Genomic DNA, 25,599 nt, shown 5'->3' with positions numbered 1-25,599 from the left:
TTACTCTGTTTTCTGTACAGATATAATCCTCAGCTTTTAAGCCTGGGGATTTTTTGTTGATATAAAACATTACAAAGCTAAAATCTCCAACAATTTCTGTTTCATTTTTTCAGGTTTGAATTGCCCTTCATGATAAAAAATCAGTTCCTGATTTTCATTTAAAATAATCCACAACGGATAAACAGGCTGATTTTTAGTTTTAGATAAACCTAAAGCCAACTCATGAATTCCGGAGTTCCCGTTGGGTAAATAGCTAAATTCTTTTCCCTGAAAGTTGATTTTTTCTTTTGTTTTTTCAGCTTCAAAATTGATGAAATAAAAATTCTCATTCATCATTTCCACCAATTTTTTGTCTTTTTTTAATTGAAAAGATTCGATTTTACAAACCGAACACCAATCGGTATAAATATGAATAATTGTAGGTTTTGCTTTTTTCTGTTGCTGAATTTCCCAATCCGAAAAAGTGCCTGTTTTTATCTGTGAAAGACAAAAACTCGGCACCAACATTAAAAATAAAAATAGTAAACTTTTCATCACTGAGAAATTATTATTCTAAACCGCAAAAGAGACAAAAGATTTTTGAACCTTTTTTAGATAATTAAAAGCAAACAAAATATGATGTTTATAAAACTTTATATTTTGTAACCTTTAAAAATCTTTTTTTAATCATTTCTTTTGTCTCTTTTGCGGTTATATCTATTTCAAAATATATTTCACGCCTAAAAAACCTCTGATTTTCTGCATCGGAGCATATCCATACGTGGTATCAAAAGTATAACGATTCGGATTAGAGATTGGGTCATCAACATTTTTATCAAACGGATCAAACGGTCGCATTAAAGGATCTTTTGGTGTGAAGTTGAACAGATTTTTAATTCCGCAATACACTTCAAATCCGGATTTGAAGCTTTTCGAAACCTGAATATTGGCAAGATTATAGAACGGTGAATATTCAGGTCGGTAATCGTTTGGTAAAACCGGCAATCGCATCGGTCCGTAAAACTGACCTGTAAAATCTATCGTTAAATTACTCTGAAATTTATACGTCAAACTGTATGTTCCACTCCATTTCGGAGCATGAAGTTGTTGGGATTTTTCAGTTTCACCATCAAATTTTTGATACACATCTAAATAGGTGACCCCCAGATTTACACTTAATGGAAAATTAAAACTATAATCCAAATTCATCGAAGCACCTTTTGAAATTCCGTAGCCATTAAGATTATCATAAATAATTTTCTCAGGATCAGTATCAAAATCGCCGACAATTTTATTGCTGAAATACGTATAAAACGCTGAAGCATCCAAATTGATCAACTTGTCACCAACAGGAATTTTCCAGACATAATTCAGATTTCCGTTAACTGATTTTTCCGGTTTTAAATTAGATTGAATTACAACATCTCGAGAGCCCGTCAACGCTGCATGATCTTCCGTAAATAAATTGACAACCCTAAAACCCGTTCCGAAATTGAAGCGTAAAGTATGATAAGGATTCGGCGAAAATTTCCATGCAAAACGAGGCGAATGCACAGCGTGATGTATTTTATCATAATCAAATCGATAACCAAGCAACAAAGTGTTTTTATCATTAATTTCCCATTGATCTTGAATAAAAGCTCCTAAAATTGGTGATTTCATCGGTTCGTTGGTCAATCCATCGCTTGATAAAGTTCCGGGTGTGTTGTCATCATAAAAAGTTCTTTTGAAAGTAACGCCTAAAATCAAATCATGATTTCCTAGTTTTTTGTCCCAATACGTTTGAGCAAAAGCTACTTTTTGAGTCGCCTCAAAAGGATTGGTTCCGTAAAAAGAGTTCTGGTCATGAAAATTGTAAGAAAACTGCGTCACAATATTTTCTTTCACCGGCCATTGATAGGCTCCAAAAGCTTCTACCCGATTCGTATAAATACTTTCACCATACACCTCATCACTTCCACGATACGACTTATTCCACTGCATTTCTCCGCCAAAACGGTCTTCATATAAATACCTTAATGCAAAACTTGCCTGTCGGTTTTCTTTTCTTTTAAAATTCCATTTATTGAAAACTGAAATTCGGTTTTGTAATGCTGCATCAGTAAAATTGTCTTTATTTTCGTCGAATCTTTTGGTCGAATTAAAATAATTTAAACTTAAGAGTGACGCTATTTTTTCAGACAAATTAAATTTCGTAGACAGATCGACATTATTTTCTGCCCAGCTTGTTGTCATCAGATCAATACTCAATTTCGGAGCTGTCAAAGCATTTTTTGTGATAATATTGATGACTCCGCCCATCGCTTCAGATCCGTAAAGCGACGAAGCCGGACCTTTTACCACTTCAATTCGGTCAATCAAACTATTCGGAATTCCACTCAAACCATATACTGTTGAAAGTGAACTCACAATTGGCATTCCATCAATCAGAATCATCGTGTAAGGTCCTTCCAAACCGTTGATGTGAATATCTCCCGTGTTACAAACCGAGCAATTCAGCTGAGGTTTTACACCATTTACCATTGCAATCGCTTCAAAAACATTTGGAGTCGGATTTTTTTGAAAAAATTTCTGACTGTAAATTTCTACAGCAACCGGACTTTTCGACCTGCTAATTGGTTTTATGGTTCCGGTAATTACAACATCTTCAATATCATTTGTTCTCATTTCTTTTTTAATTGAAATTTTAACAGAATCGGTTTTTTGAGTTCTATTCAAACCTAAATTCTCTGTTTTCTGAGCAAAACAAAATGATGATAGTAAAACGGCAGAAAGTAATATTCGCTTCATGAAATAAAATTGTTAGACAAAACTAACATTTATTTTTAGAACAACAAAACTTAAATAAATTTTGTTTTTAATTTCAATTCATTAAAAAATATTAAATTTGAGATTCAACATACAAAGTAAAATGAGATACCATCAGTCGGGAAATATCCCTCAAAAAAGGCATACAGTTTTCAAATCTCCAGAAGATAAATTCTATTACGAACAGCTTTTCGGAACGGAAGGTTTTCATGGAATTTCTTCTTTGCTATATCACACTCATCGCCCCACTCAAATAAAATCGATTGGCGAGCCGAAAGATGTAACACCGAAAATTGCCGTAGACAAAAACGTTACTCCAAGAATGTTTAAAGGAATGAATGTCACTCCCGAAGATGATTTTATGGATAGCAGAAAGTTTCTTTTGGTGAACAATGACCTGAAAATGGGGTTGGCAAAACCAAGAAAGTCAATGGATTATTTTTACAAAAATGCCGAATGTGATGAGCTTTTATATGTTCACAACGGAAGCGGTATTTTGAAAACTTTTGTAGGAAATCTAGATTTTTCTGTTGGTGATTATCTGATTATTCCGAGAGGAACGATTTATCAGGTTGAACTACAGTCTGAAGACACCGTTTTTTTTGTTGTAGAAAGTCATTCCCCGATTTACACGCCAAAAAGATACAGAAACGAATTTGGACAACTTTTGGAACATTCTCCATTTTGCGAAAGAGACATTATCGCACCTACTTTTGTTGAGCCCAAAGACGAAAAAGGAGAATTTTTAATTAAAGTAAAAAAAGAAAACCAGATTACCGATTTCATTTATGCAACACATCCGTTTGATGTTGTAGGTTGGGACGGTTATTTTTATCCTTATAAATTCAATATCAAAAATTTCGAACCAATTACAGGAAGAATACACCAACCGCCGCCAGTTCACCAGACTTTCGAGGCGCACAATTTTGTAGTTTGTTCGTTTTGTGCAAGAATGTATGATTATCATCCGATGGCAATTCCAGCACCTTACAACCACTCGAATATTGATTCTGACGAAGTTTTATTCTACACAGAAGGTGATTTTATGAGCCGTAATCATATTGACTTAATGGATTTTACACTTCACCCGGGAGGCATCGTTCACGGGCCTCATCCCGGAGCAATGGAAAGAAGCATCGGTAAAAAATTCACTGAAGAATATGCTGTAATGGTAGACCCTTTCCGTCCTTTAAAAATTACCGAAGAGGCAATGAAAGTGGAAGATCCGTCTTACAAAACTTCTTGGCTGGAAAGCGAAGATCATAGTCTGGAAGATCGTTCACAGGAATAATACAGCTTTTGGCAATTAGCTTTTAGCTCTAAACTTGTTATCAAAAATAAAGGACTGAATTTACACATTCAGTCCTTTATTTTTATTAATTTCACTAAAACATGATAAATATTTTCTCTTATTTATTTCCGGTGCAAACAATATGAAGTAACTTTAAACAATCAACGAAAACCGTAGAATTATAACTGTAAAATTTTAGAAAATGTACAATTATATAAGTGCAGAAGAAGCTGTATATACTGTAAAGAGCGGAAACCGCGTGTTTTTTCACGGCAGCGCATGTACTCCGAATCATTTAATTGACGAATTGGCAAGACAGTCTCACCGACTTGATAACGTAGAAATGGTTTCTATTACCCAACAGGGAAATGTAGAAATTGCCAAACCAGAATACAAAGACAAATTTTTTGTGAACTCATTATTTGTTTCAACGCCGGTGCGTAATGCCGTGAATTCTGACAGAGGTGATTTTGTTCCTGTATTTTTAAGTGAAATCCCAATTCTTTTCAGAAAAAATATTTTACCGCTTGATGTAGCTTTCATCACTGTATCTCCGCCAGACAAACATGGTTTCTGTACATTGGGAACTTCTGTGGATATTGCCCGAGCAGCTGTAGACACCGCTCAAACTATTGTCGCTATCGTAAATCCTTTGATGCCTAGAACTCATGGTGACGGAATGATCCATATCAGTAAAATTAATAAACTGGTTTGGCATGAAGAAGAACTTCCAACCGTTGATTACGGTGCTAAAGTAGGTCCCGATGAAATGTTAGTTGGAAAAAACGTTGCCGAACTTATTGATGACAGATCAACTCTTCAGATGGGAATAGGAACCATTCCGGATGCGGTCTTAAAATGTCTCGGAAATCACAAAGACCTTGGTGTTCACACCGAAATGTTAAGTGATGGAGTGATCGATTTGATTCAAAACGATGTCATCAATAATAAATATAAAGGCTACAACGATAACAAAACCATTACGAGTTTCTGTTTCGGAACGAGAAAATTATATGATTACGTAGATGATAATACCGTTTTTTCATTTGATGATGTAAGTAATGTTAATTTCCCGATTAATATTATGAGAAACAAAAAAATGGTTGCTATCAATTCGGCTATCGAAATCGACTTAACCGGACAAGTTTGTGCAGATTCTATCGGAACAATGCAATACAGCGGAATTGGCGGACAAATGGATTTCATGAGAGGAGCTGCATTAAGCGAAGACGGAAAACCAATTATTGCCATTACCTCAAGAACAAAAAGAGGAGTTTCCAGAATTGTACCTTTTTTAAAACAGGGAGCCGGAGTAGTGACGACACGAGGCCATATTCATTGGGTGGTAACCGAATACGGAACGGCTTATTTATACGGTAAAAATCTTCGTCAGCGAGCCCAGGAATTAATCAGCATTGCACATCCTGATGACCGGGAAATGCTGGAAAGAGCAGCTTATGAGAGATTTAAGCATTAAAAAAAAATAAAAAACATAGCTTTTCAAACAAAAAAATTTCTTACATTAGTTAAATAACCATGAAGTTTTTGGCAATCCTTTGTCAAAAACTTTTGTTGTTTAAAATATTACACAAATGAAGACGATTTATAATTCTATAAAAGAAAAGGTTGCCAAGCATCCAAAAATTAAAGATTCAGTTTTAGGAACAGTAGGCGAATGGAAAAGAAGTCATTACATCATTCTGTCAGAAATCATTAAAGAAGAATTAGCTTCATCTGAAGAACTCAAAAATGATAAAATATTTGAGTTAGGAAATACAATTTCGCACATCACCTTACAGCGTTTTTTCGAAAATGATTATCAAGATAAAACCCACAATGATCTGCGTTTTTTAAAAACACTTGATAAAATATGCATCTTTTTGGGATTTAAAGATCTCAACTCATACATTCATGATATTAAAGAAAACAAGATACTCGAAGAAAAAGCAAGCAGCGATGTTTTTTCAACAGATATTGTTTATCAGTATTGCGAAGCCGTTTTCAATTTATATAAAAATTTTCCCACATTAAAATTAGACTTATTCGAGGATTGGGTATTTGACAATTCTCCGTTTCTTGAAAGAGCTTCAGCGTTCAGTAAAGAACTTTGTGAAAAACAGTTTGAACTTGTCACTAAAAACAATCGTTCAAATTTTGAAATATTTGATGTCAACATTATAACAGACGATCCCGATAAAAAGATTCTTGAGACCCAGGAATTTTGGAATCTTCTCTTCAAAGTAGGAGAAACCGGAGAAGAGCACTTTGTCAACCAGCTCAACACACAAATTTATTTTATCCGCAAAATAAATAATGAGTGGAAAATATGGGATAATTATAATCCCGATGCGGGAAGGTTAAATAATAAAAAGTAAAAGCCGTAAATAATTACGGCTTTCTTTGTTTGAAATAATTTTGTTTTCAACATCCTGTATCTTTAACAAATATAAAGTAAATAATAAAATAACAATAAACTTAAACATACTTAAACAAACTTTAATATTCATTACGAATAAGACAATCGATTGCATAACAATTTTGTTTTTAATTATTTACAGGAATTTTGTAATTTGCAACCGTTAAATAAAAGTAAAAATAGAAAATATGTCAACACTAACATTTGCCGAAAAAATTGCTCAAGCTGAGAATTTTTTACCAATTAATGGTACAGATTACATTGAATTTTATGTAGGTAACGCTAAGCAGGCTGCACATTATTATAAAACCGCATTTGGTTTTCAGTCAGTTGCTTATGCGGGTCCTGAAACAGGTGTAAGAGATCGTGCATCTTACGTTCTACAGCAGGGGAAAATCAGATTGATCCTTACTACAGGTCTTAAATCTGACTCTCCAATTAATGAGCATGTAAAAAAACACGGCGACGGTGTTAAAATTTTGGCACTTTGGGTTGATGACGCATATGCAGCTTTCGAAGAAACAACAAAAAGAGGTGGAAAACCATATTTAGAGCCGGTAACCCTTACTGATGAGCACGGTGAAGTGAAAATGTCGGGAATTTATACATACGGAGAAACCGTTCACATGTTTATCGAAAGAAAAAATTATACAGGACCTTTCATGCCTGGTTATCAAAAATGGGAAAGCGACTACGAGCCTGAAGAGGCAGGGTTACTATATGTTGATCACTGTGTAGGTAACGTAGATTGGGACAGAATGATCCCCACTGTAGAATGGTACGAAAAAGTAATGGGGTTTGTAAACATCCTATCTTTTGACGATAAGCAAATCAACACAGAATATTCTGCTTTGATGTCTAAAGTAATGTCGAACGGTAACGGTTTCGCAAAATTCCCGATCAATGAGCCTGCAGAAGGTAAAAAGAAATCTCAGGTTGAAGAATATCTAGATTTCTACGAAGGTGAAGGTGTACAGCACATCGCTGTTGCAACAAAAGATATCATTCATACCGTAACTGAGCTTAAAAAGCGTGGTGTAGAATTTCTTTCAGCTCCACCGGAAGCTTATTACGAATTGGTTCCTGAAAGAGTTGGGCACATTGACGAAGATCTTAAAAAACTTCAGTCTTTAGGTATACTTATTGATCATGATGAGGAAGGATATCTGCTTCAAATCTTCACAAAACCTGTAGAAGACCGTCCTACTCTATTCTTCGAAATCATTGAAAGACACGGTGCACAAAGTTTTGGTGCAGGTAACTTCAAAGCATTATTCGAAGCATTAGAAAGAGAGCAGGAAAAAAGAGGAAATCTTTAATCTAAAATAATAAATACAGAGTTTTGTCAGGATGCAGATCTTGACAAAACTTTTTTATAAAACACAGTATTATGAGAAAACTTTTGATAGGAATCTTTTTTTGGGGAGCCACTTTTGGCTTTAAAGCCCAATATGGAACATTAAACGGAATTCTTACCCGTCTTGAAGAGAGAAAAGGTGTGAATCAAAATCTGGAATCTGTCAATATAGATAATAAGAAGTTTGTTCTCATTAAAGATCTGGCAGATCATACAGAAAGAAATTTCATTGTTATAAAAGGCCAGCAAGCTACTTATGTTGAAATATTTGACGATAAAGCTACCGGAGAAAGTACTTCTAATGTATTTTCCGGTGATATTATAAGAAGCCGAAAAAACATCATTTCGCTGAGAGCAGATTTGCTTGAAGGTAAAAAAGTTCCCATTCCGGTTACCAAAACCCTGTTACTTACAAGACAGGATGGTATTTTGTACCTTATCGACGTCAACAACAAAGACAGATGGATCGATGAAGAATCTTTTTCTAACCCGAAGATTAAAGCTAAAAAGTAAAATCATTATTGATTTTATTCTAATCTAAATTAAATTACAAAAATTATGAAATCATTTGTAGAATATTCATCAAATTCAGACTTTTCAATCCACAATATTCCTTTTGGAGTAGCTGTTTTCAATAAAGAATTCATTGGATGCTGTACAAGAATCGGAGACCAGGTCGTAGATCTGGCAACCCTATATGATTTAGCGTATTTTGAAGAAATCGAAGGTCTTGATGACAATATTTTTGAAGCTTACACTTTAAATGAATTTATCGAACTTGGGAAACCAGTTACCAACGCCGTACGTCTTAAAATACAGGAGTTATTACTTGAAGGTTCTATTCTATCTAAGGATGAAAAAACGATAGAAGCAGCATTCTACGATCTGGATCAGGTAAAAATGATGATGCCTGTTCACATTCCAAATTACACCGATTTTTACAGCAGCATTGAGCATGCAACCAATGTCGGAAAAATGTTCAGAGATCCGGCAAACGCATTACTTCCAAACTGGAAACATCTGCCTGTAGGATATCACGGTAGAGCTTCATCAATCGTTGTTTCGGGAACTGATATCAATCGTCCGAAAGGTCAGATGAAACCTGCAGATGCAGACAAACCGGTTTTCGGACCATGCAAACAATTAGATTTTGAGCTTGAAATGGCATTCATCGTCAACAAAAACACCGAAATGGGCGAAAGCATTTCTACAAAAGAAGCTGAAGACGCAATTTTCGGAATGGTCGTTTTCAACGACTGGTCGGCAAGAGACATCCAATCTTGGGAATATGTTCCTTTGGGACCATTTTTGGCGAAAAACTTTGGCTCATCAGTTTCTCCATGGGTAGTTACTTTGGAAGCTTTAGAACCATTCAAAACAACTTCTCCAACACAAGATCCTGAAGTTTTAGATTATTTAAAATTTGAAGGGGACAAAAATTACGATATCAGTTTGGAAGTTTATTTACAGCCTGAAAACGGTGAAGCAAACTTAATTTCTGAAAGCAACTACAAACATATGTACTGGAACATGGCTCAGCAACTGGCTCATCACACGGTAAATGGTTGTAATGTGGAAGTTGGTGATATGTACGCAAGCGGAACCATTTCGGGAAGCGATCCAAAATCTTTCGGCTCTATGCTGGAATTAACTTGGAGAGGGCAAAATCCAATTACATTAAGCAATGGTGAGGAAAGAAAATTCATCGATGACAATGATACTGTAACGATGAAAGCTTGGGCTGAAAAAGATGGAATGAGAGTTGGTTTTGGTGAGGTTGCTGGAAAAATTATTCCGACTAAATAATTATATTTTTAAATAAGAATATTTAGATGCTTCGACAGGCTCAGCATGACACCGCTAAAAACATTCTGTAAAACAGTTAGTATTAGAAATGTCATGCTGAGCGAAGTCGAAGCATCTTTTTTAAACATAATTTGAATACTTAAGCCTAATTAAGTGTAAAATAATAAAAATGAAAACAGTAATCCCATCCGAAATAACGTCTGTACAACTACAAACAATAATGCAGACTGCCGTTTCACCGCGGCCGATTGCGTTGGCTTCTACGGTTGATAAAAATGGTGAAAGCAATTTATCTCCGTTTAGTTTCTTTAATATGTTCAGTACCGTTCCTCCGATTTTGATTTTTTCACCATCGAGAAGGGTGCGAGACAATACCACAAAACATACTTTAGAAAATGTTTTAGAAACTTGTGAAGTAGTTATTGGAACCGTAAACTTTCCGATCGTACAGCAGATTTCTTTAGCTTCTACAGAATATGGTGACGGAGTGAATGAGTTTATTAAATCTGGTTTGACGATGAAAGATGCTGATTTGGTTAAGCCTAAATTAATCGAAGAGTGCCCTGTAAATTTCGAATGTAAAGTTTTAGAAGTAAAATCTTTAGGAGATCAAGGAGGCGCTGGAAATTTAGTAATTTGTGAAGTACAGAAAATTCATATTAGAGAAGAATATCTGAATGAAGAAGGAAATTTAGACCAGAAAAAACTGGATATGGTTGCACGCCTTGGAGGAAACTGGTATTCTAGAAACAATGAAAATAATCTTTTTGAAGTCCCAAAACCATTAGTAACTAAAGGAATTGGTTTTGATCTTCTTCCTGATTCTATAAAATACAGCAAAATTTTTACAGGAAATGATTTGGGAATGTTGGCCAATGTGGAAGTTTTACCTTCTGAAAACTGTCATGATGATGAAAACATTCATACCGAAGCACAGAAATTTTTACTTGAAAGTAAAATTGAAGAAGCCTGGAAAATTTTGATTAAATAAATTAGATTCAAATTAAAAGGAGTGAAAATTTTCACTCCTTTCTTTTATTTTTAAAACTGAATACTTAGTAACAGCATTGCCAACGTCCATTAGCATCTTGGCTCTGTGTTCCAAAATTAGGAGATTGACATGGGGGCACAATGCATAAAATGCCTTGTCCATCTCCAAGATAATTTTTGTGACAGCCTGTCGCACATTGTATTGGCTCTAGACCTCTTACTCCTCCAGAAATACTTTTCTGAGCTTCTCTGCTTAATTTTTTTAAATTTGAATTTTTCATAAGATTTTCTATTATGTTATTAGTGTTTCACTAAATTATGAAAAAATATTATACCAGCAACAATTTTAGTCCTAAATATCCAATTTCATATTAATAAATTCAATACATTTCGCTACAACTTCTTTCAAATCTTTTGGTAAATCATCTTCTTCCCAAGGTTCTTTTGCTCCAAAAGTATGATTTGCATTTTCGATTAAATATAATTCAGAAGTTGGATTTAAAATATGAAGATGTTCAGCATTTTTTACACTTACGCTTTCATCAGAAGTCCCATGAATAATTAAAACCTGTGCTTTTGCCATTTCCATTGACCGCTCTACATCGAAGCGGTGCTCATCATTTTTAAAATCTTCAAAAAATTGGTAATAATGCGGCATTTGTTGTTTCGTTCTCCCGTTTTCTACATAATACACTCCTTTTTCTTTCCATTCTTCAAATTTTTCTTGTGTAGGAAATCTTTCTAAAGTATCTACACTTGCCAAAGTAATCAACCCATTAATTCTTTCATCTTCACAGGTTTTAATAATAGAAATTCCACCGCCGCGGCTGTGCCCGATTAAAACTATTTTCTGATCGTCTACTTGTGGATTTTTAACAAAATGATCTATCACAAAATTTAAATCTGAAAGTTCTTTCGAATAATTATTGTTTCCGAATGCTTCCAGATCTGCAAAATTTTCAGGATTTTCAACAGTAGTTCCATTATGGGAAAAATTAAATTTAACAAAGAAAAAACCAGCTTCTGCAAACTTTTCTGCCATCAAATCCCACGCTCCCCAATCTTTATACCCTTTATAGCCGTGTACAAAAATCACTAAAGGTAATTTCTTATCGGTTTCAGCATAAAAAGCGTCGGCTAAAAACGTTTTGGTTTCCGGATTTGAGAGAATGATATTTTTATTTTTTGTGATTTTCATTTTTTTTTAAATCTAAAAATAATACAAATACTATTAAACACAAAGGAAAACCTTAATTTTGCATCATGTTGGATTTAAGAACAGTTACCGTACAGCGCTATATTCTTCCGCTTCGCGAAGGCGGCTCACTTCCTGCTTTAGCAGAAGCCGATGATGATTTTAAGTATGTTTTAAAATTTCGCGGAGCCGGTCATGGTGTAAAAATGTTGATTTCAGAACTTTTAGGAGGAAAAATCACAGAAGCTTTAGGTTTACCTATTCCAGAGCTTGTTTTCGCCAATCTCGATGTCGATTTTGGACGAACAGAAGCTGACGAAGAAATTCAGGATTTATTAAAATTTTCTGAAGGTCTCAATCTAGGACTTCATTATCTTTCAGAGTCGATTGCATTTGACCCGAGTATTAAAGTCGATCCATTTTTGGCTTCAAAAATTGTCTGGCTCGATGCTTTTATTACCAATATCGACCGTACTTTCAGGAATACCAACCTTTTGATGTGGCATAAAGAATTGTGGGTGATTGATAATGGTGCTTCATTTTACTTTCACCATTCGTGGCAGAATTTTGACACTGCGGCAAAAACTCCTTTTAAGTATGTGAAAGATCACGTTTTACTTCCTCAGGCAACCATGTTGGATGAAGCCGATAAATTTGCTCATGAGGTTTTGAATGATGAGGTTTTCAGAGCAATTATCAATCTCATTCCTCAAGATTGGCTGCATTGGGATGACGCTGAAGAGAGCCCGGATGAAATACGAGAAGTCTATTTCAACTTTATGAAAACCCGATTAGAAAATTCTGAAATCTTTGTAAAAGAAGCAAAAAATGCAAGAGGATAAAATATACGAATACGCCATAATACGCTTGGTACCAAAGGTTGAAAGAGAAGAATTTTTCAATATTGGCCTGGTTATGTTTTCGAAGAGAGAAAAATTTATCCGAATGGCATTTTATTTGTGTCCAGATAAATTCAAACTGATGCATAGCAAATTGGATTATGAAGATGTCTATCAAAATCTTGAAGCTTTCAAAAAAATAGCAGACGGAACAAAAGATGGCGGCCCCATTGCATCATTAGAAATCCCTGAACGTTTCCGGTGGCTCACTGCGGTAAGAAGTTCGGTGGTACAAACTTCAAGACCTCATCCCGGAAAATCAAAAGATCTGGACAAAACTTTTGAAAAGCTATTTGAGGAATTGGTGAAATAACAAACCATTTACAATAGAATATGAACTTTTACACTTTACATAAACATACAGATAGGTTTTTTACAAACCTATTTTTTGTGCTTATAATTACCATCTCTACATTTGGGTTTTCACAGAAACAGAAAAGCCAAATCCTTTTTCAGGCAGCCAGTGTTTCAGAAAATATTGCGTATAAAACTGACGAAAGCGGTAAAAAAATACAGCTTGATATTTACCGCCCAAAAAATACGGATGATAAAAAAATTCCGGTTGTGGTTTATGTTCATGGCGGAGCTTGGGTGGAAGGTGACAAAATAATTACTGCAGATAATTATGTTGAAAATACCATTTTGAAACTTTTAGAAAAAAACTATGCGGTTATCAGCATCAATTACCGTTTGGTTTCTGAGAATCTGCACTTCCCGGCACCCATTCAGGATACCAAGGATGCAATAAGATGGATTCGTAAAAATGCAGATCAATATCACCTTGATGAAAACAACATCGGAATGTGGGGCGTTTCTGCAGGAGCTCACTTATCACTTTTGAGCGCCTACACGCAGGATAATGAGTTTTTGGGAGATCCTGAGCTTTCAGAATATTCGGCGAAAGTAAATTATGTAGTTGATAATTTCGGCCCGACTGACATGAACACACTGCTTCATACGAGAGCTCCCAAACCAATGCTTTTTATTGTCGGTTTAATTTCGCAAAAAATCATCGACATAAGAACCAATCTTGCCCACGGACTTACCGGATATGATATTAAAACAGATAGACAAAAAGTAATTGAAGTCTGCAAAACCATATCTTCGCTTAATTATACTCAAAATACAGTTCCTACATTGATTCTTCACGGGAATAAAGATAAAGTAGCACCACTAAGACATTCGAAGAGACTCAACAGAATGCTGAAAAAAGCAGGAACCGAACATTCATTAATCGTTGTGAAAAAAGGCAATCATGGTTTTAAAAATACAGATAAAGCCTATCAGGATGAGCTTAACGATGAAATGATTAAGTTCATTCTTTCACATGAAAAAACAACAGTTGTTAATGATTAATTACAACATTTAACTATATACTTTTTCAAATTGAAGCAATAATTTAAACAACTATTAATCAATTATTTAAATGCAAATAAACTTTCTAAAGTACTACAAATTTGCTAAATTGATATACATATTGATCTATTTTATATGAAAAACAGGTAACTTGGCCAAATGCTTAAATTACTAATAATAAAAAAGCAATAACCTTAATTATTTAATCATATAAAATTGAAATAATATGGAATTTCTAAATGGAATTAATGCATTGACTTTAGTATTTACCTCACTGCTCATTTTTGCAATTGCGTACCGTTTTTACGGAATTTATTTAGCCAATAAAGTACTCCGTCTGAATGACAAAAATACTACTCCTGCCGTAGAATTTGCCGACGGAAAAGATTATGTAGCCACCAACAAAAATGTTCTTTTTGGGCATCATTTTGCAGCAATTGCAGCAGCAGGACCATTGGTAGGGCCTGTTTTGGCTGCTCAATTCGGTTATCTTCCCGGTGCCATCTGGATCTTAATAGGTTGTGTTTTGGGAGGCGGCGTTCACGATATGGTCGTACTTTTTGCATCTGTAAGACACAAAGGACAAAGTTTAGCAACTATCGCATCCAAAGAAATTGGTAAAACAACCGGAACTGTTGCAGGTTTTGCTATTTTATTCATCTTAATTTTAACGTTGGCCGGGCTTTCGTTAGCCTGTATCAATGCGATGCATGAAGCTTCGTGGTCATTGTTTACTGTGGTTATCACAATGCCGATTGCTATTATCATGGGATTGATCATGCGATACAGAAAAAACTCTGTGACTTTTGCAAGTATTCTGGGCGGTATTCTTTTGATCGCCGGAATTATTGGCGGACATAATTTAATGCAAAATGAAACGATAAATAATATGTTCTCATGGGATATTACAACGATTTCTATTGCAATTCCTATTTACGGATTTTTAGCTTCTGTGCTTCCGGTCTGGCTGCTTTTGGTACCAAGAGATTATCTATCAACTTACTTAAAAATAGGAACGATTATCATGTTGGCCATTGGGGTTATAGTCATTCACCCAACCATTCAAATGCCGGCCTTAACAGAATTTGTGAACGGCGGTGGCCCGGTAATCGGCGGTCCGGTCTTACCTTTTATTTTTATTGTAATTGCGTGTGGGGCTATTTCAGGTTTCCATGCAGTAATTGCGACAGGAACAACGCCGAAAATGCTGAACCGAGAAAAGGAAATTCTATTTGTAGGGTACGGAGCAATGCTTGTAGAGGGATTTGTAGCATTAATGGCATTAATTGCAGCGTGTACTTTGATGCCCGGAGATTATTTTGCCATCAACACACCAAAAGACACTTATGATGCTTTTTTGGCGACACATCCAGGTTTACATGGTGTTGATATTGATTACTTTTCAGAAAGAATCGGAATTGATCTGCATGGAAGAACCGGAGGCGCCGTTTCTTTAGCAGTCGGAATGGCTCATATTTTCAATAAAATCCCTTACATGGATCAGCTGATGGCGTATTGGTATAATTTCGCAATTATGTTTGAAGCGGTATTTATTTTGACCGCTATTGATGCAGGCACAAGAGTCGGAAGATTCTTCTTACAGGAAATGCTGGGATCTGTAATACCTAAATTTAATGATAAAAACTGGACTCCCGGAATTATCATCAGCAGTTTGCTTTTCACTTTTGCGTGGGGATATTTGGTGTTTACCGGAAACGTAAGCAGCATCTGGCCACTCTTCGGAATCAGTAATCAGTTGCTCGCAGCCTGCGGATTGATTGTCTGTACAACGATGCTCATTCGTCTCAACCGTGGAAAATATGCGCTTTGCTCAGCAATCCCAGGAGTTTTTATGGCGATTATTACATTTTGGGCAGGATATATTCAAGTAATGGATATTTACATTCCCAAACAGCAATATTTATTGGCAACGTTAGCAGTCGTGGCAATGGTACTGATGCTTGTGGTTTTTGTTGGTGCATTTAGAAAATGGTACCAGCTGCTTCAAGTTAAAACTTCACATACCGATTTCTATGGCGAGACAGTGAAAGAATTAGTCGAGAGATAATTTTTAAATTATAAAAGAGACGCAATTTGATTTTGCGTCTCTTTTTATTTTTTGATTTTTTCGAAAATTTTTGAACAACCTTCATCGCAAATAAAACTTCCTTTCAAATCTATCTCATCTAAAATTAATCTTTCCTTTTCAAATCTGTAAGAATATAAAACAGTATCATTTATCACAGGGTCAATTAATTCCAAAATATTTTTATGGCTGATTTTATATATCCCAGAAAATATTTTACCATTTAAACTTTGGGTATACATACTATCTTTACTAAATGAAATAAGGTATTCAAAATCATCATTTTTAACAAATTTTGCACCATTATCTGTTTTAGATTCGCTTAATTCCCACACACCAATTACTGTATACCTTTCCTTATTTTCACATGAAATATTCAGAAAAAATAAGATAGCCAGAAACATTCTCATTACTGTACATTCTTAAGTTTCTCAATCCTTTTAATTTCATTTAAAAGTAAAGGAAAAGCAGGATGTGCCATTCCGCCATGATCGAAGCCATCAAGTTCGTAAAGTGTGGTTTCTTTATGCCCTTTCAGTTTCATCATTCTCCACATGTAAGCATTTTCTTCATATCTCCCTAATAGTTCTTTTTCACGATCACCAGTTATTAAAAGCAATGGCGGTGCGTCTGCGCGGATGAAGTGAAGCGGTGCCATATCATCAATTCGTGCATCAAGCTCATCAATTCCTTTTTCTTTTCTGGTGGTAAAATGACTGATCATCTGCCCGCTGAAAGGAATAATTCCGGCCAATTGATTGGCGTCTATTTTATATTTATGTAAATAAGATTTATCTAAACCTACCATCGAAGCGAGATAACCACCCGCCGAATGTCCGGTAATGAAAATCAAATCTTCACTTCCGCCGTATTTTTTGATATTATTAAAAACCCAGGCTGTTGCTGCCGCTGCGTCTTCGATATATTTTGGAGCATTTACTTTAGGTGACAGTCTGTAATTGACAGCAATAATGGCAACTCCTTTATTTTTTAGTTCTTCGGGAATATGTTTTTCCCCACCCGTTATTCCGCCACCATGAAACCAAATGACTGTAGAAAAATTCTTTATATTTTTTGGAAAATATACATCCAAAACACATCTTTCGTTAATGTAAACATCAGATTTATTTGTTTTCTCATCGTAATAATGAACATTGGAAATGGTTTGATATTCCTGTGAAAATATTGATATTGAAGTGATTGTTATGAATAAAAATATAAGAAGTTTTTTCATTTTAAATTTTTAGGAATTTAAAGATAAGAATTTATAAAAAAACAGACCTTTCAAGAAAGTCTGTTTAATAATTTATAATGAAATTTCGTTTTTAAATCTTAGTCAACTTAGCATATTTCAGAATCAAATTCTTTTCTCCTTCGTGTAAGAATACTACTTTCGCTTTGATATTCTGAGGATCTGTTCCATCCAGGAATTTCACTTCTCCGATTCCGAAACGGTCGTGTCTCACTTTATCCCCAACCTCAATATCTTGGGATGATGCTCCACTTGGGTTAATGATTTTTGCAGTACTTACCGGTTTCAATTTTCTCGGCTCAGCAATCGGCTTATCATTTTCAGTCTTAGATATTGTTTTCTTTTCTATCTTTCTAAAGCTCTTCATTTCAGAAGGATGCTCATCAAAAATATTTGAAGTAATGCCTGCATTGTTGATGAATCTCTTTTCGATCGCAGGATTCAAAAATTCAATATATTCTTCATCTACTTCGCTCAAAAACCTTGACGGCTCGGCATCGGTAATTTTTCCCCATTGAAAACGGGAAACGGCATAGGAGAAAAATGCCTGTTTTTCAGCTCTTGTCAGGGCAACGTAGAACAAACGTCTTTCTTCTTCCAAATCTTCACGGGTTGCCGAACTCATAAAGCTTGGGAAAAGGTTTTCTTCCAATCCTACTAAATGTACAACCGGAAATTCAAGACCTTTTGAAAGGTGAATCGTCATCAGCGAAACCATATCTTCATCATCATCTTTTCTTTGGGTATCGGCGGAAAGCGCAATGTTTTCAAGAAAATTTGGTAAGCTTGGATCTCCGTCTTCAATTTGTTGTTGCTCTTCAATGAAACCCTGCATAGAGTTCATCAATTCCTGAACGTTCTCTACACGTGAAATTCCTTCAGGAGTTTGATCATCTTTTAAAAACTTAATTAAACCGCTTCGTTTTGCCACTTCCATTGCAACGCTGTATGCGGTTTCAGTTTTAAGCAAAACCTGAAATGCTTTGATCATTGACCAGAAATCGCTCAGTTTTGTTAAAACGCCATTGTTGAATTTCAATTGTGGCGCATATATTCCCAGATTGTCTAAAACTTTAGACACCGGAAGATTTTGCGAATCCGCAAAAACAATTAATTTATTCTGAGTCGTCTCACCAATTCCTCTTGTCGGATAGTTGATTACTCTCATTAAAGCTTCAGAATCATTTTCATTGACTAAAAGACGGAGGTAACCGATCAAATCTTTCACCTCTTTCCTTTGGTAGAAAGACAAACCTCCATATACCTTATACGGAATATTTTTTCGTCTCAAAGAGTCTTCAAAAGCTCGTGTCTGAGAGTTTGTACGGTATAAAATTGCAAAATCGCTGAATTTTTTCTGTTCTCGATTGCTCAGTTCCCAAATATTTCCGGCGACGAAATTGGCTTCATCTGCATCAGAAAGCGAACGGTAAACCTTGATTTTTTCACCGACTTCATTTTCACTGAAGACATTTTTCTTAAACTGCTGCAAGTTTTTAGCAATCACCACATTCGCTGCATTAACGATATTCTGTGTCGAACGGTAATTTTGCTCCAAAGAAACCGTCACGGCATCCGGATAATCTTTTTTGAAATTTAAAATATTATAAATATTGGCACCACGGAAAGAGTAAATCGACTGCGCGTCATCTCCAACCACACAAATATTCTCAAATTTTGACGCTAAAGCTTTTACAATTAAATACTGAGAATGATTCGTATCCTGGTACTCATCCACAAGAATATATCTGAATCTATCCTGATATTTTGCTAAAACCTCCGGAAATCTTGTTAAAAGTTCATTGGTTTTCAACAATAAGTCATCAAAGTCCATTGAGCCATTTTTAAAACAGGCTTCTACGTATTTTTCATAAATCTTCCCGATAAATTTCATGTTGGCTTTTTCGTCAGCCTCCATTAGTTCTGGGTTGTTGTAATATGCTTTTACAGTAATCAGGTTATTTTTGTAATTGGAAATTCTAGCCTGAACTTTTTTAGGTTTGTATAAATCGGCATCAATATTCATGTCTTTCAACACTTTTCTGATGACATTCAAAGCATCCTGCTGATCGTAAATCGTAAAATTGGACGGATAACCCAAATAATGCGCCTCACTTCGTAGAATTCTTGCAAAAACGGAGTGAAAAGTTCCCATCCAAAGGCTTCGTGCATTGCTTTGCCCAACCACTTTGGCGATACGTTCCTTCATTTCCTTTGCCGCTTTATTGGTAAAGGTTAATGCCAGAATATTGAAAGGATCTACACCATTGGTAATCAAATGCGCAATACGCATTGTAAGTACACGCGTTTTTCCGGAACCGGCTCCTGCAAGCACCATCAGAGGTCCTTGTAAAGTGGTAACAGCTTCATATTGTGATTCGTTGAGTCCTTTCAGATAATCCATACTGCAAAAAAATTTGGGAACACAAAATTAGTGTATTATAAGGAGAATTCAAATTTGAATTTTGCTGTGGTATTTTACTGCTTAATAATGAAATTTGAAAATAATTAAAATTTTAAAACCTTTTTATTCCCGATTTAACTTCTGTGAAATTCTTAAAAAAATATTAAAAAACTTGTAACAATTAATTTAAATTTGACACTAATTGACAAAACAATTTCTATTTTATGAAAAAACGACTTCTTAGTGTTGCAGCAGCTGCCTTTTTTGGAGCAATGCTGAATGCACAACAAATCAAGTTTGAAGAGTATGATTTACCAAATGGTTTACACGTAATCTTACATCAGGATAATTCTGCACCGGTGGTAACAACAGGTGTAATGTATCATGTGGGAGCAAAAGATGAAGTAGTTGGAAGAACAGGTTTTGCCCATTTTTTTGAGCACCTTTTATTTGAAGGTACACCAAATATTAAAAGAGGAGAATGGTTTAAAATAGTTTCTTCAAATGGTGGACAAAATAACGCAAACACAACGAACGACAGAACATATTACTACGAAACTTTCCCTTCAAACAATGAGCAATTAGGCCTTTGGATGGAGTCTGAAAGACTTCGTCATGCAGAGATCAACCAGATAGGTGTAGATACCCAGAGAGAAGTTGTAAAAGAAGAAAAGAGAATGAGAATGGATAACCAGCCTTATGGAAATCTTTTCACAAACGTACAGAAAAATCTTTTCACCAAACATCCATATACATGGTCTACAATTGGATCTATGGATGATTTGAATTCTGCAAAATTGGATGAATTTAAGGCGTTTTACAAAAAATATTACGTTCCAAACAACGCAACTTTGGTTGTAGCTGGAGATATCAAGCCTGAGCAGACCAAAAAATGGATTAAAGAATATTACGGAGCTATTCCTAAAGGAACCGTATATCCTAAAAACTTCCCGAAAGACGAGCCTATCACAAAAGAAAAAGAAGTAACGGCATACGATCCAAACATCCAGCTTCCTGCTTATGTTTTTGCATACAGAACGCCGGGTAACAAAGAAAAAGATGCTTATGTTTTAGATATGCTTTCATCTTATTTAAGCAACGGAAAGTCATCTATTTTATATAAAAAATTGGTAGATCAGGAGAAAAAAGCACTTCAGGTAGCAGCTTTCAACCAAGGTCTTGAAGATTACGGTATTTTCGCATTCTTTGCAATCCCGATGGGAGCAACTACGAAGCAGACTTTACAGTCAGACATCGATGCCGAAATCAAAAAACTTCAGACTACTTTAATTTCTGATGAAGATTATCAAAAACTTCAGAATCAGTATGAAAATCAGTTTGTAAATGCTAATTCAAGCATTCAGGGGATTGCAGCTTCTTTAGCTACAAACCACGTATTGATGGGAGATACTAACCTGATTAATAAAGAAATCGACATTTACAAATCGATTACTAAGCAGGACTTACAGAATGCGGCTAAAAAGTATTTGAATTCTAACCAAAGAGTTGTCCTTAATTACTTACCTGAGAAAAAGTAATCATATAAAAAACCTCGTGTTTTAAATATGATTATACAATTTAAATTTTTTACAATGAAAAAACAATTTACCTATATAGCCGTAGCATTTTTATTTTCAGGAATGCTTTCTGCACAAAAAATTGATATCAATGCAATGCCAAAGCCGGGACCAACTCCTGCGATTAACATTGCGAAACCAAAAACTTTTCAGCTTAAAAACGGAATGACCGTAATGGTGGTTGAAAACAACAAATTGCCAAGAGTAAATGTAAGTCTTTCTATGGACAGACAACCTTACTTCGAAGGTGATGTAGCTGGAGTAAGCGAGATCATGGCAGATCAGCTTGGTAACGGAACAACTACTTTAAGCAAAGATGCATTCAATAAAAAAATTGATTTCTTAGGAGCTAACTTAAACTTCTCTTCTGCAGGAGCTTCTTCAAACTCACTTTCAAAATACTTCCCTGAAGTTTTAGGTTTAATGGCTGATGCAATCATCAATCCTAAATTTTCTGCTGACGAAATTCAAAAGTCTAAAGACAGAGCTGTTGAAGGTCTGAAATCTTCAGAGAAAAGCGCAGATGCAATCGCTTCAAGAGTTTCAAACGCATTAGCGTACGGAAAAAACACTTCAAGAGGTGAATTTGAAACTGAAGAATCGATCAAAAAAATTCAGTTAGCTGACGTTCAGAATGTTTATAAAAAATATTACGCTCCAGACAATGCATATCTTGTAATTGTAGGGGATGTAAAATATGATCAGGTGAAACCAATGGTTGAAAAAGCTTTCAGCAACTGGAAAAAAGCCAATACAAAATTCGCTGCATTAGAACCAGCTTCTAATGTTGCTAAAACGGAGATCAATGTAGTAGACGTTCCTTCTGCAGTACAATCTGTAGTGTCTGTAGGAAACCTGAACACATTGAAAATGAAAGATCCTAGTTACTTCCCTGCAACAATCGCCAACTATATTCTTGGTGGTGGTGGAGAAGCCAGACTTTTCATGAATCTTCGTGAGAAAAACGGATTTACATACGGAGCTTATTCTGATATGAGCGCAAGCAAATACTCACCTTCTTTCTCTGCAGAAGCAAGTGTAAGAAATGAGGTAACCGACAAAGCTGTAAAAGAGTTTATAAACGAAATTAATGCAATCTCGACGGTAAAAGCTGACGAACTTGAAAATGCTAAAGCTAAATTGAAAGGAAGCTTTATTATGGCATTAGAGCAACCTGCAACCATTGCAAGATTTGCTGTAAACCAAAAAGTTCAGGATCTTCCGGATGATTTCTACACCAATTATTTAAAGTCTATTGATAAAGTAACATCAGCTGATGTTTCTAATGCAGTAAAAACAACTATTTTACCCAACCAAAGCAGAATTTTCATTGCTGGTAAAGCTTCTGATATTTCTGAAGGATTAGAAAAATTAGGTTACCCAGTAAAATATTATGATGCGTATGCAAATCCTGTTGCTAAACCGACAGCACAAAAAGTTGACCCAAGTGTAACTGTAGCTTCTGTTGTTGATAAGTATATTAATGCAATTGGTGGAAAAGCTAATTTGTCGAAAGTGAATTCTTACACAATGACTGGTTCAATGTCTATGCAAGGACAAAACATCGATATAAAAACAACAAAAGCTCAAGGAGGAAAAGAAATACAAATCGTTTCTATGGGGGCAATGACTCTTCAGAAACAGGTTTTTGATGGTAAAACAGGATACTCGGAGCAAGGTGGACAAAAAGTTCAGATGACTAAGGAACAAATTGCTGATAATCTGAAAACCACAGAGCTTTTCGAAGAATTAGGTTTTTCTAAATCTGGAGATTACAAATTGACAGGAATTGAAAAAATCAACGGTGAAGATTCTTACGCAATCAAATCTGGTGATAAGGCATATTACTATAGCGTAAAAACTGGTCTTAAAACTGGTGAAACTGAAACTGTATCAACGCAGGGACAAACATTTACAGTTCCTACAACTTTTGCAGATTACAAGGACGTTGCTGGTGTGAAAATGCCTTATACGATTACAGTTAATCAAATGGGTGCGGAAATGGTGATGAAAGTAAAATCATACGAAGTAAACCAGGCTAAAGATTCTGACTTCAAATAAGAATTAATATATTTTAATAAAAACGGTAGCAATCGCTGCCGTTTTTATTTTAGCTTAAATCTTATTTTGCAGTTCGGTAAAAAAACATTAAATTTGCCCATTCAAAAAGATATTAAAATTAATGGATACTATATTTACACTATTAATGATTCTTATTATGATTGCCAGCGTTTTATTGGTAATCGTTGTTATGGCTCAAAACCCAAAAGGTGGCGGTCTTTCTAGTACATTCGGAGGTGCATCTCCTGCACAGTTTGGAGTACAGAGAACGAATGACTTTATGGAAAAGTCAACCTGGACTTTAGGCGCGGTGATCATCGTTCTTATTTTGATAAGCGTTGTTGTTACAGGGAAACCTAAACAAGCAGCACCGACTATTCCACAAGCTCCAACTAAATCTGAAGCTCCTGTAGAGAAAGCTCCGGCTTCTCAATCTACGGCTCCGGTAAGTGTTCCGGCAAATAAATAAGAAATACTTTATTTAAGATAAAAAAAGCAACTCAATTAATTCATTGAGTTGCTTTTTTATTTGAGTTTTATTTTTTCTATTTTGTGCCTTAGCCTTAAACCGGCTTTCATAAATGAATATTGCAGAGGCTTATTCACTCTATAATATTTATCAATAAAAATCTGCATTGCTCCATAAAATCGCTCAAGATATAACTCATCTTTCACGGTGCTTTCACCTTTATGATGAAGGATAGATGCTTTTCCGTAATAATAGTTTTTATAATTGTTATTCAATAAAGTATAGCACAGATCAATATCTTCACCGTACATAAAATATCTTTCGTCAAGACCACCAACTTTCTCGTAAACCTCTTTTTTAACCAGGAAAAATGCTCCGGTGATGACTTCTACTTCGGCAACACCATATTCATCTACATCATTTCGATAATATGATTTTGAATTTTTCTTTTTGAAATTGGTAAATAATTTTTCGAAAGAATTGATCATATCAGGAACCGAACGTTTACTTTCCGGAAGGAAATTTCCTTTTGCATCATGCATTCTCACGCCCAAACATCCGAAATTGGTTTTAGAATCAGCAAAATTTAAAATTTCTTTTAAATAAAAACCTTCCAGTTCTGTATCCGGATTTAAAATCAACAGATATTCTCCTGCTGCCGTTTCTATTGCTCTGTTATTAGCTTTGGAAAAACCTTCGTTCTTTTCAGAAGCAATAAAATGTACTTTCGGAAATTCGGGAATCAGGTCACCCCAAGAACTATCAGTAGACTTACTATCAATCACAATAACCTCGTAATCGATTCCTTCACAATATTTTTGAATAGAAAGAAGGCAGTTTCTCAGAAGCTGAGTCACATTATAATTAACGATAACGATTGAAAGTTTCTTATTCATTTTTAATCCTTTTCGTTATATGGAAGCCTGTTGGTGATCGACCTACCCAAAGATATTTCATCTGCGTACTCCAATTCATCCCCTACGGAAATCCCTCTTGCAATACTTGAAAACTGAACCCCCGAGTTCTTGAATTTTTTGTAAATATAATATGCTGTAGTATCGCCTTCCATTGTTGCGCTTAAAGCAAAGATAAATTCTTTTGCCAAACCTTGCTGCAACTTCTTTTCAATACTAGGAATATTTAATTGGTGAGGGCCAACCCCTTCCATCGGAGAAATCTTTCCGCCCAAAATAAGGTATTTCCCTCTGTATTTTCCGGTATTTTCGATAGCAATCACGTCACGTACATCTTCAACAATACAAATCAGCTCATTACTGCGTTTATCATTACTGCAGATTTCACAAATCTCAAAATCTGAAAAATTGTGGCATTCTTTGCAATATTTAATTTCATTGACCAGATTGATAATTGAAGTTCCCAAACTTGTCGCTCTGGAATTGGGCTGTTTTAGTAAATGAAGCGCAAGACGCAAAGCAGTTTTCTTCCCAATACCCGGAAGCCCGGAAATCTCTTCAACTGCTTTTGCCAATACTTTACTTGGGTAATCCATAGCACAAAAATAAGAATTATAGTTGTAAAATGTAATAGTCAAAATTCAATTAGGTCGATAACTTAACAGGTTAAAATTGAAGTGATACTATCAACTTGCAGAATTAGTCACTTATCAACCATAAATCTGAAAAAACCACTATC

At 35.2% G+C, this 25,599-nt stretch carries 22 protein-coding genes; 14 read left to right on the top strand and 8 right to left on the bottom strand.

The window, feature by feature from the left end:
* Nucleotides 1-69: 69 nt before the first annotated feature.
* Nucleotides 70-534, bottom strand: coding sequence for a thioredoxin fold domain-containing protein (locus OH814_RS14070; RefSeq protein ID WP_308828576.1), 465 nt, complete (start codon nucleotides 532-534; stop codon nucleotides 70-72).
* Nucleotides 535-696: 162 nt separating this feature from the next.
* Nucleotides 697-2,769: a TonB-dependent receptor gene (locus tag OH814_RS14065; protein WP_308828575.1), complete on the bottom strand. Its 2,073-nt coding sequence runs from the start codon at nucleotides 2,767-2,769 to the stop codon at nucleotides 697-699.
* A 121-nt stretch (nucleotides 2,770-2,890) separates the two neighbouring features.
* Between OH814_RS14065 and OH814_RS14060 the strand changes: the two genes are divergently transcribed.
* From OH814_RS14060 to OH814_RS14030, 7 genes are all read left to right on the top strand, one after another.
* The gene (locus tag OH814_RS14060) at nucleotides 2,891-4,078 is read left to right on the top strand and encodes a homogentisate 1,2-dioxygenase (RefSeq protein ID WP_308828606.1); all 1,188 of its coding nucleotides are present in this window, start codon (nucleotides 2,891-2,893) and stop codon (nucleotides 4,076-4,078) included.
* 202 nt (nucleotides 4,079-4,280) lie between these two features.
* Nucleotides 4,281-5,555 carry an acetyl-CoA hydrolase/transferase C-terminal domain-containing protein gene (locus tag OH814_RS14055; RefSeq protein WP_308828574.1) on the top strand — a complete coding sequence of 425 codons (1,275 nt, stop codon included), beginning with the start codon at nucleotides 4,281-4,283 and terminating at the stop codon, nucleotides 5,553-5,555.
* Nucleotides 5,556-5,670: 115 nt separating this feature from the next.
* On the top strand, nucleotides 5,671-6,453 hold the full coding sequence (locus tag OH814_RS14050; protein WP_115621347.1) for a hypothetical protein: 783 nt from the start codon (nucleotides 5,671-5,673) through the stop codon (nucleotides 6,451-6,453).
* A gap of 229 nt (nucleotides 6,454-6,682) precedes the next feature.
* Complete coding sequence (hppD, locus tag OH814_RS14045; RefSeq protein ID WP_308828573.1) at nucleotides 6,683-7,813, top strand: 4-hydroxyphenylpyruvate dioxygenase; 1,131 nt, start codon at nucleotides 6,683-6,685, stop codon at nucleotides 7,811-7,813.
* A 71-nt stretch (nucleotides 7,814-7,884) separates the two neighbouring features.
* On the top strand, nucleotides 7,885-8,364 hold the full coding sequence (locus tag OH814_RS14040) for a hypothetical protein (protein WP_308828572.1): 480 nt from the start codon (nucleotides 7,885-7,887) through the stop codon (nucleotides 8,362-8,364).
* 45 nt (nucleotides 8,365-8,409) lie between these two features.
* On the top strand, nucleotides 8,410-9,657 hold the full coding sequence (gene fahA / locus OH814_RS14035; protein ID WP_308828571.1) for a fumarylacetoacetase: 1,248 nt from the start codon (nucleotides 8,410-8,412) through the stop codon (nucleotides 9,655-9,657).
* 169 nt (nucleotides 9,658-9,826) lie between these two features.
* Entirely contained in the window at nucleotides 9,827-10,648 is an 822-nt protein-coding gene (locus OH814_RS14030) for a flavin reductase family protein (protein ID WP_115621343.1), read from the top strand.
* 351 nt (nucleotides 10,649-10,999) lie between these two features.
* On the opposite strand, the gene OH814_RS14025 is transcribed toward OH814_RS14030, so the two are convergent.
* The gene (locus OH814_RS14025; protein ID WP_308828570.1) at nucleotides 11,000-11,845 is read right to left on the bottom strand and encodes an alpha/beta fold hydrolase; all 846 of its coding nucleotides are present in this window, start codon (nucleotides 11,843-11,845) and stop codon (nucleotides 11,000-11,002) included.
* A gap of 65 nt (nucleotides 11,846-11,910) precedes the next feature.
* Here OH814_RS14025 and OH814_RS14020 point away from each other — a divergent pair, with 65 nt between their 5' ends.
* The 4 genes from OH814_RS14020 (at nucleotide 11,911) to OH814_RS14005 (ending at nucleotide 16,165) form a co-directional block, all read left to right on the top strand.
* Complete coding sequence (locus OH814_RS14020; protein WP_123887003.1) at nucleotides 11,911-12,684, top strand: HipA family kinase; 774 nt, start codon at nucleotides 11,911-11,913, stop codon at nucleotides 12,682-12,684.
* Nucleotides 12,671-13,054, top strand: a complete 384-nt coding sequence (locus OH814_RS14015; RefSeq protein WP_115621338.1) for a DUF3037 domain-containing protein — start codon at nucleotides 12,671-12,673, stop codon at nucleotides 13,052-13,054. The genes OH814_RS14020 and OH814_RS14015 overlap by 14 nt, the downstream gene beginning before the upstream one ends.
* A gap of 77 nt (nucleotides 13,055-13,131) precedes the next feature.
* On the top strand, nucleotides 13,132-14,097 hold the full coding sequence (locus OH814_RS14010; RefSeq protein WP_308828569.1) for an alpha/beta hydrolase: 966 nt from the start codon (nucleotides 13,132-13,134) through the stop codon (nucleotides 14,095-14,097).
* Nucleotides 14,098-14,323: 226 nt separating this feature from the next.
* On the top strand, nucleotides 14,324-16,165 hold the full coding sequence (locus OH814_RS14005) for a carbon starvation protein A (protein WP_308828568.1): 1,842 nt from the start codon (nucleotides 14,324-14,326) through the stop codon (nucleotides 16,163-16,165).
* Nucleotides 16,166-16,209: 44 nt separating this feature from the next.
* Here OH814_RS14005 and OH814_RS14000 read toward each other — a convergent pair whose 3' ends face one another.
* The 3 genes from OH814_RS14000 to OH814_RS13990 form a co-directional block, all read right to left on the bottom strand.
* Nucleotides 16,210-16,587: a hypothetical protein gene (locus tag OH814_RS14000; RefSeq protein ID WP_308828567.1), complete on the bottom strand. Its 378-nt coding sequence runs from the start codon at nucleotides 16,585-16,587 to the stop codon at nucleotides 16,210-16,212.
* 5 nt (nucleotides 16,588-16,592) lie between these two features.
* Nucleotides 16,593-17,417, bottom strand: a complete 825-nt coding sequence (locus tag OH814_RS13995) for an alpha/beta hydrolase (protein WP_308828566.1) — start codon at nucleotides 17,415-17,417, stop codon at nucleotides 16,593-16,595.
* 91 nt (nucleotides 17,418-17,508) lie between these two features.
* The gene (locus OH814_RS13990) at nucleotides 17,509-19,839 is read right to left on the bottom strand and encodes an ATP-dependent helicase (RefSeq protein ID WP_115621334.1); all 2,331 of its coding nucleotides are present in this window, start codon (nucleotides 19,837-19,839) and stop codon (nucleotides 17,509-17,511) included.
* 224 nt (nucleotides 19,840-20,063) lie between these two features.
* Here OH814_RS13990 and OH814_RS13985 point away from each other — a divergent pair, with 224 nt between their 5' ends.
* The 3 genes from OH814_RS13985 (at nucleotide 20,064) to secG (ending at nucleotide 23,946) form a co-directional block, all read left to right on the top strand.
* Nucleotides 20,064-21,377 (top strand): pitrilysin family protein, encoded by a 1,314-nt coding sequence (locus tag OH814_RS13985; protein ID WP_123887001.1) that lies wholly within the window; start codon nucleotides 20,064-20,066, stop codon nucleotides 21,375-21,377.
* A gap of 54 nt (nucleotides 21,378-21,431) precedes the next feature.
* Entirely contained in the window at nucleotides 21,432-23,477 is a 2,046-nt protein-coding gene (locus OH814_RS13980) for a pitrilysin family protein (protein WP_308828565.1), read from the top strand.
* 121 nt (nucleotides 23,478-23,598) lie between these two features.
* Nucleotides 23,599-23,946: a preprotein translocase subunit SecG gene (secG, locus tag OH814_RS13975; RefSeq protein ID WP_076561087.1), complete on the top strand. Its 348-nt coding sequence runs from the start codon at nucleotides 23,599-23,601 to the stop codon at nucleotides 23,944-23,946.
* A 56-nt stretch (nucleotides 23,947-24,002) separates the two neighbouring features.
* Here secG and OH814_RS13970 read toward each other — a convergent pair whose 3' ends face one another.
* Both OH814_RS13970 and recR read right to left on the bottom strand, forming a co-directional pair.
* Nucleotides 24,003-24,842: a glycosyltransferase family 2 protein gene (locus OH814_RS13970; RefSeq protein ID WP_308828564.1), complete on the bottom strand. Its 840-nt coding sequence runs from the start codon at nucleotides 24,840-24,842 to the stop codon at nucleotides 24,003-24,005.
* A 2-nt stretch (nucleotides 24,843-24,844) separates the two neighbouring features.
* Nucleotides 24,845-25,456 carry a recombination mediator RecR gene (recR, locus tag OH814_RS13965; protein ID WP_076561085.1) on the bottom strand — a complete coding sequence of 204 codons (612 nt, stop codon included), beginning with the start codon at nucleotides 25,454-25,456 and terminating at the stop codon, nucleotides 24,845-24,847.
* Nucleotides 25,457-25,599: the final 143 nt, after the last annotated feature.

This window comes from Chryseobacterium sp. CFS15, from assembly GCF_031118795.1.
GTDB lineage: Bacteria > Bacteroidota > Bacteroidia > Flavobacteriales > Weeksellaceae > Chryseobacterium > Chryseobacterium indoltheticum.
This window is presented reverse-complemented; position numbering and strand designations above follow the sequence as displayed.

Bases quoted from the DNA above. Each gene is read 5' to 3' on its own strand.
- OH814_RS14070 (WP_308828576.1), bottom strand. From the start codon at position 534: ATGAAAAGTTTACTATTTTTATTTTTAATGTTGGTGCCGAGTTTTTGT.
- OH814_RS14065 (WP_308828575.1), bottom strand. From the start codon at position 2,769: ATGAAGCGAATATTACTTTCTGCCGTTTTACTATCATCATTTTGTTTT.
- OH814_RS14060 (WP_308828606.1), top strand. From the start codon at position 2,891: ATGAGATACCATCAGTCGGGAAATATCCCTCAAAAAAGGCATACAGTT.
- OH814_RS14055 (WP_308828574.1), top strand. From the start codon at position 4,281: ATGTACAATTATATAAGTGCAGAAGAAGCTGTATATACTGTAAAGAGC.
- OH814_RS14050 (WP_115621347.1), top strand. From the start codon at position 5,671: ATGAAGACGATTTATAATTCTATAAAAGAAAAGGTTGCCAAGCATCCA.
- hppD (WP_308828573.1), top strand. From the start codon at position 6,683: ATGTCAACACTAACATTTGCCGAAAAAATTGCTCAAGCTGAGAATTTT.
- OH814_RS14040 (WP_308828572.1), top strand. From the start codon at position 7,885: ATGAGAAAACTTTTGATAGGAATCTTTTTTTGGGGAGCCACTTTTGGC.
- fahA (WP_308828571.1), top strand. From the start codon at position 8,410: ATGAAATCATTTGTAGAATATTCATCAAATTCAGACTTTTCAATCCAC.
- OH814_RS14030 (WP_115621343.1), top strand. From the start codon at position 9,827: ATGAAAACAGTAATCCCATCCGAAATAACGTCTGTACAACTACAAACA.
- OH814_RS14025 (WP_308828570.1), bottom strand. From the start codon at position 11,845: ATGAAAATCACAAAAAATAAAAATATCATTCTCTCAAATCCGGAAACC.
- OH814_RS14020 (WP_123887003.1), top strand. From the start codon at position 11,911: ATGTTGGATTTAAGAACAGTTACCGTACAGCGCTATATTCTTCCGCTT.
- OH814_RS14015 (WP_115621338.1), top strand. From the start codon at position 12,671: ATGCAAGAGGATAAAATATACGAATACGCCATAATACGCTTGGTACCA.
- OH814_RS14005 (WP_308828568.1), top strand. From the start codon at position 14,324: ATGGAATTTCTAAATGGAATTAATGCATTGACTTTAGTATTTACCTCA.
- OH814_RS14000 (WP_308828567.1), bottom strand. From the start codon at position 16,587: ATGTTTCTGGCTATCTTATTTTTTCTGAATATTTCATGTGAAAATAAG.
- OH814_RS13995 (WP_308828566.1), bottom strand. From the start codon at position 17,417: ATGAAAAAACTTCTTATATTTTTATTCATAACAATCACTTCAATATCA.
- OH814_RS13990 (WP_115621334.1), bottom strand. From the start codon at position 19,839: ATGGATTATCTGAAAGGACTCAACGAATCACAATATGAAGCTGTTACC.
- OH814_RS13985 (WP_123887001.1), top strand. From the start codon at position 20,064: ATGAAAAAACGACTTCTTAGTGTTGCAGCAGCTGCCTTTTTTGGAGCA.
- OH814_RS13980 (WP_308828565.1), top strand. From the start codon at position 21,432: ATGAAAAAACAATTTACCTATATAGCCGTAGCATTTTTATTTTCAGGA.
- secG (WP_076561087.1), top strand. From the start codon at position 23,599: ATGGATACTATATTTACACTATTAATGATTCTTATTATGATTGCCAGC.
- OH814_RS13970 (WP_308828564.1), bottom strand. From the start codon at position 24,842: ATGAATAAGAAACTTTCAATCGTTATCGTTAATTATAATGTGACTCAG.
- recR (WP_076561085.1), bottom strand. From the start codon at position 25,456: ATGGATTACCCAAGTAAAGTATTGGCAAAAGCAGTTGAAGAGATTTCC.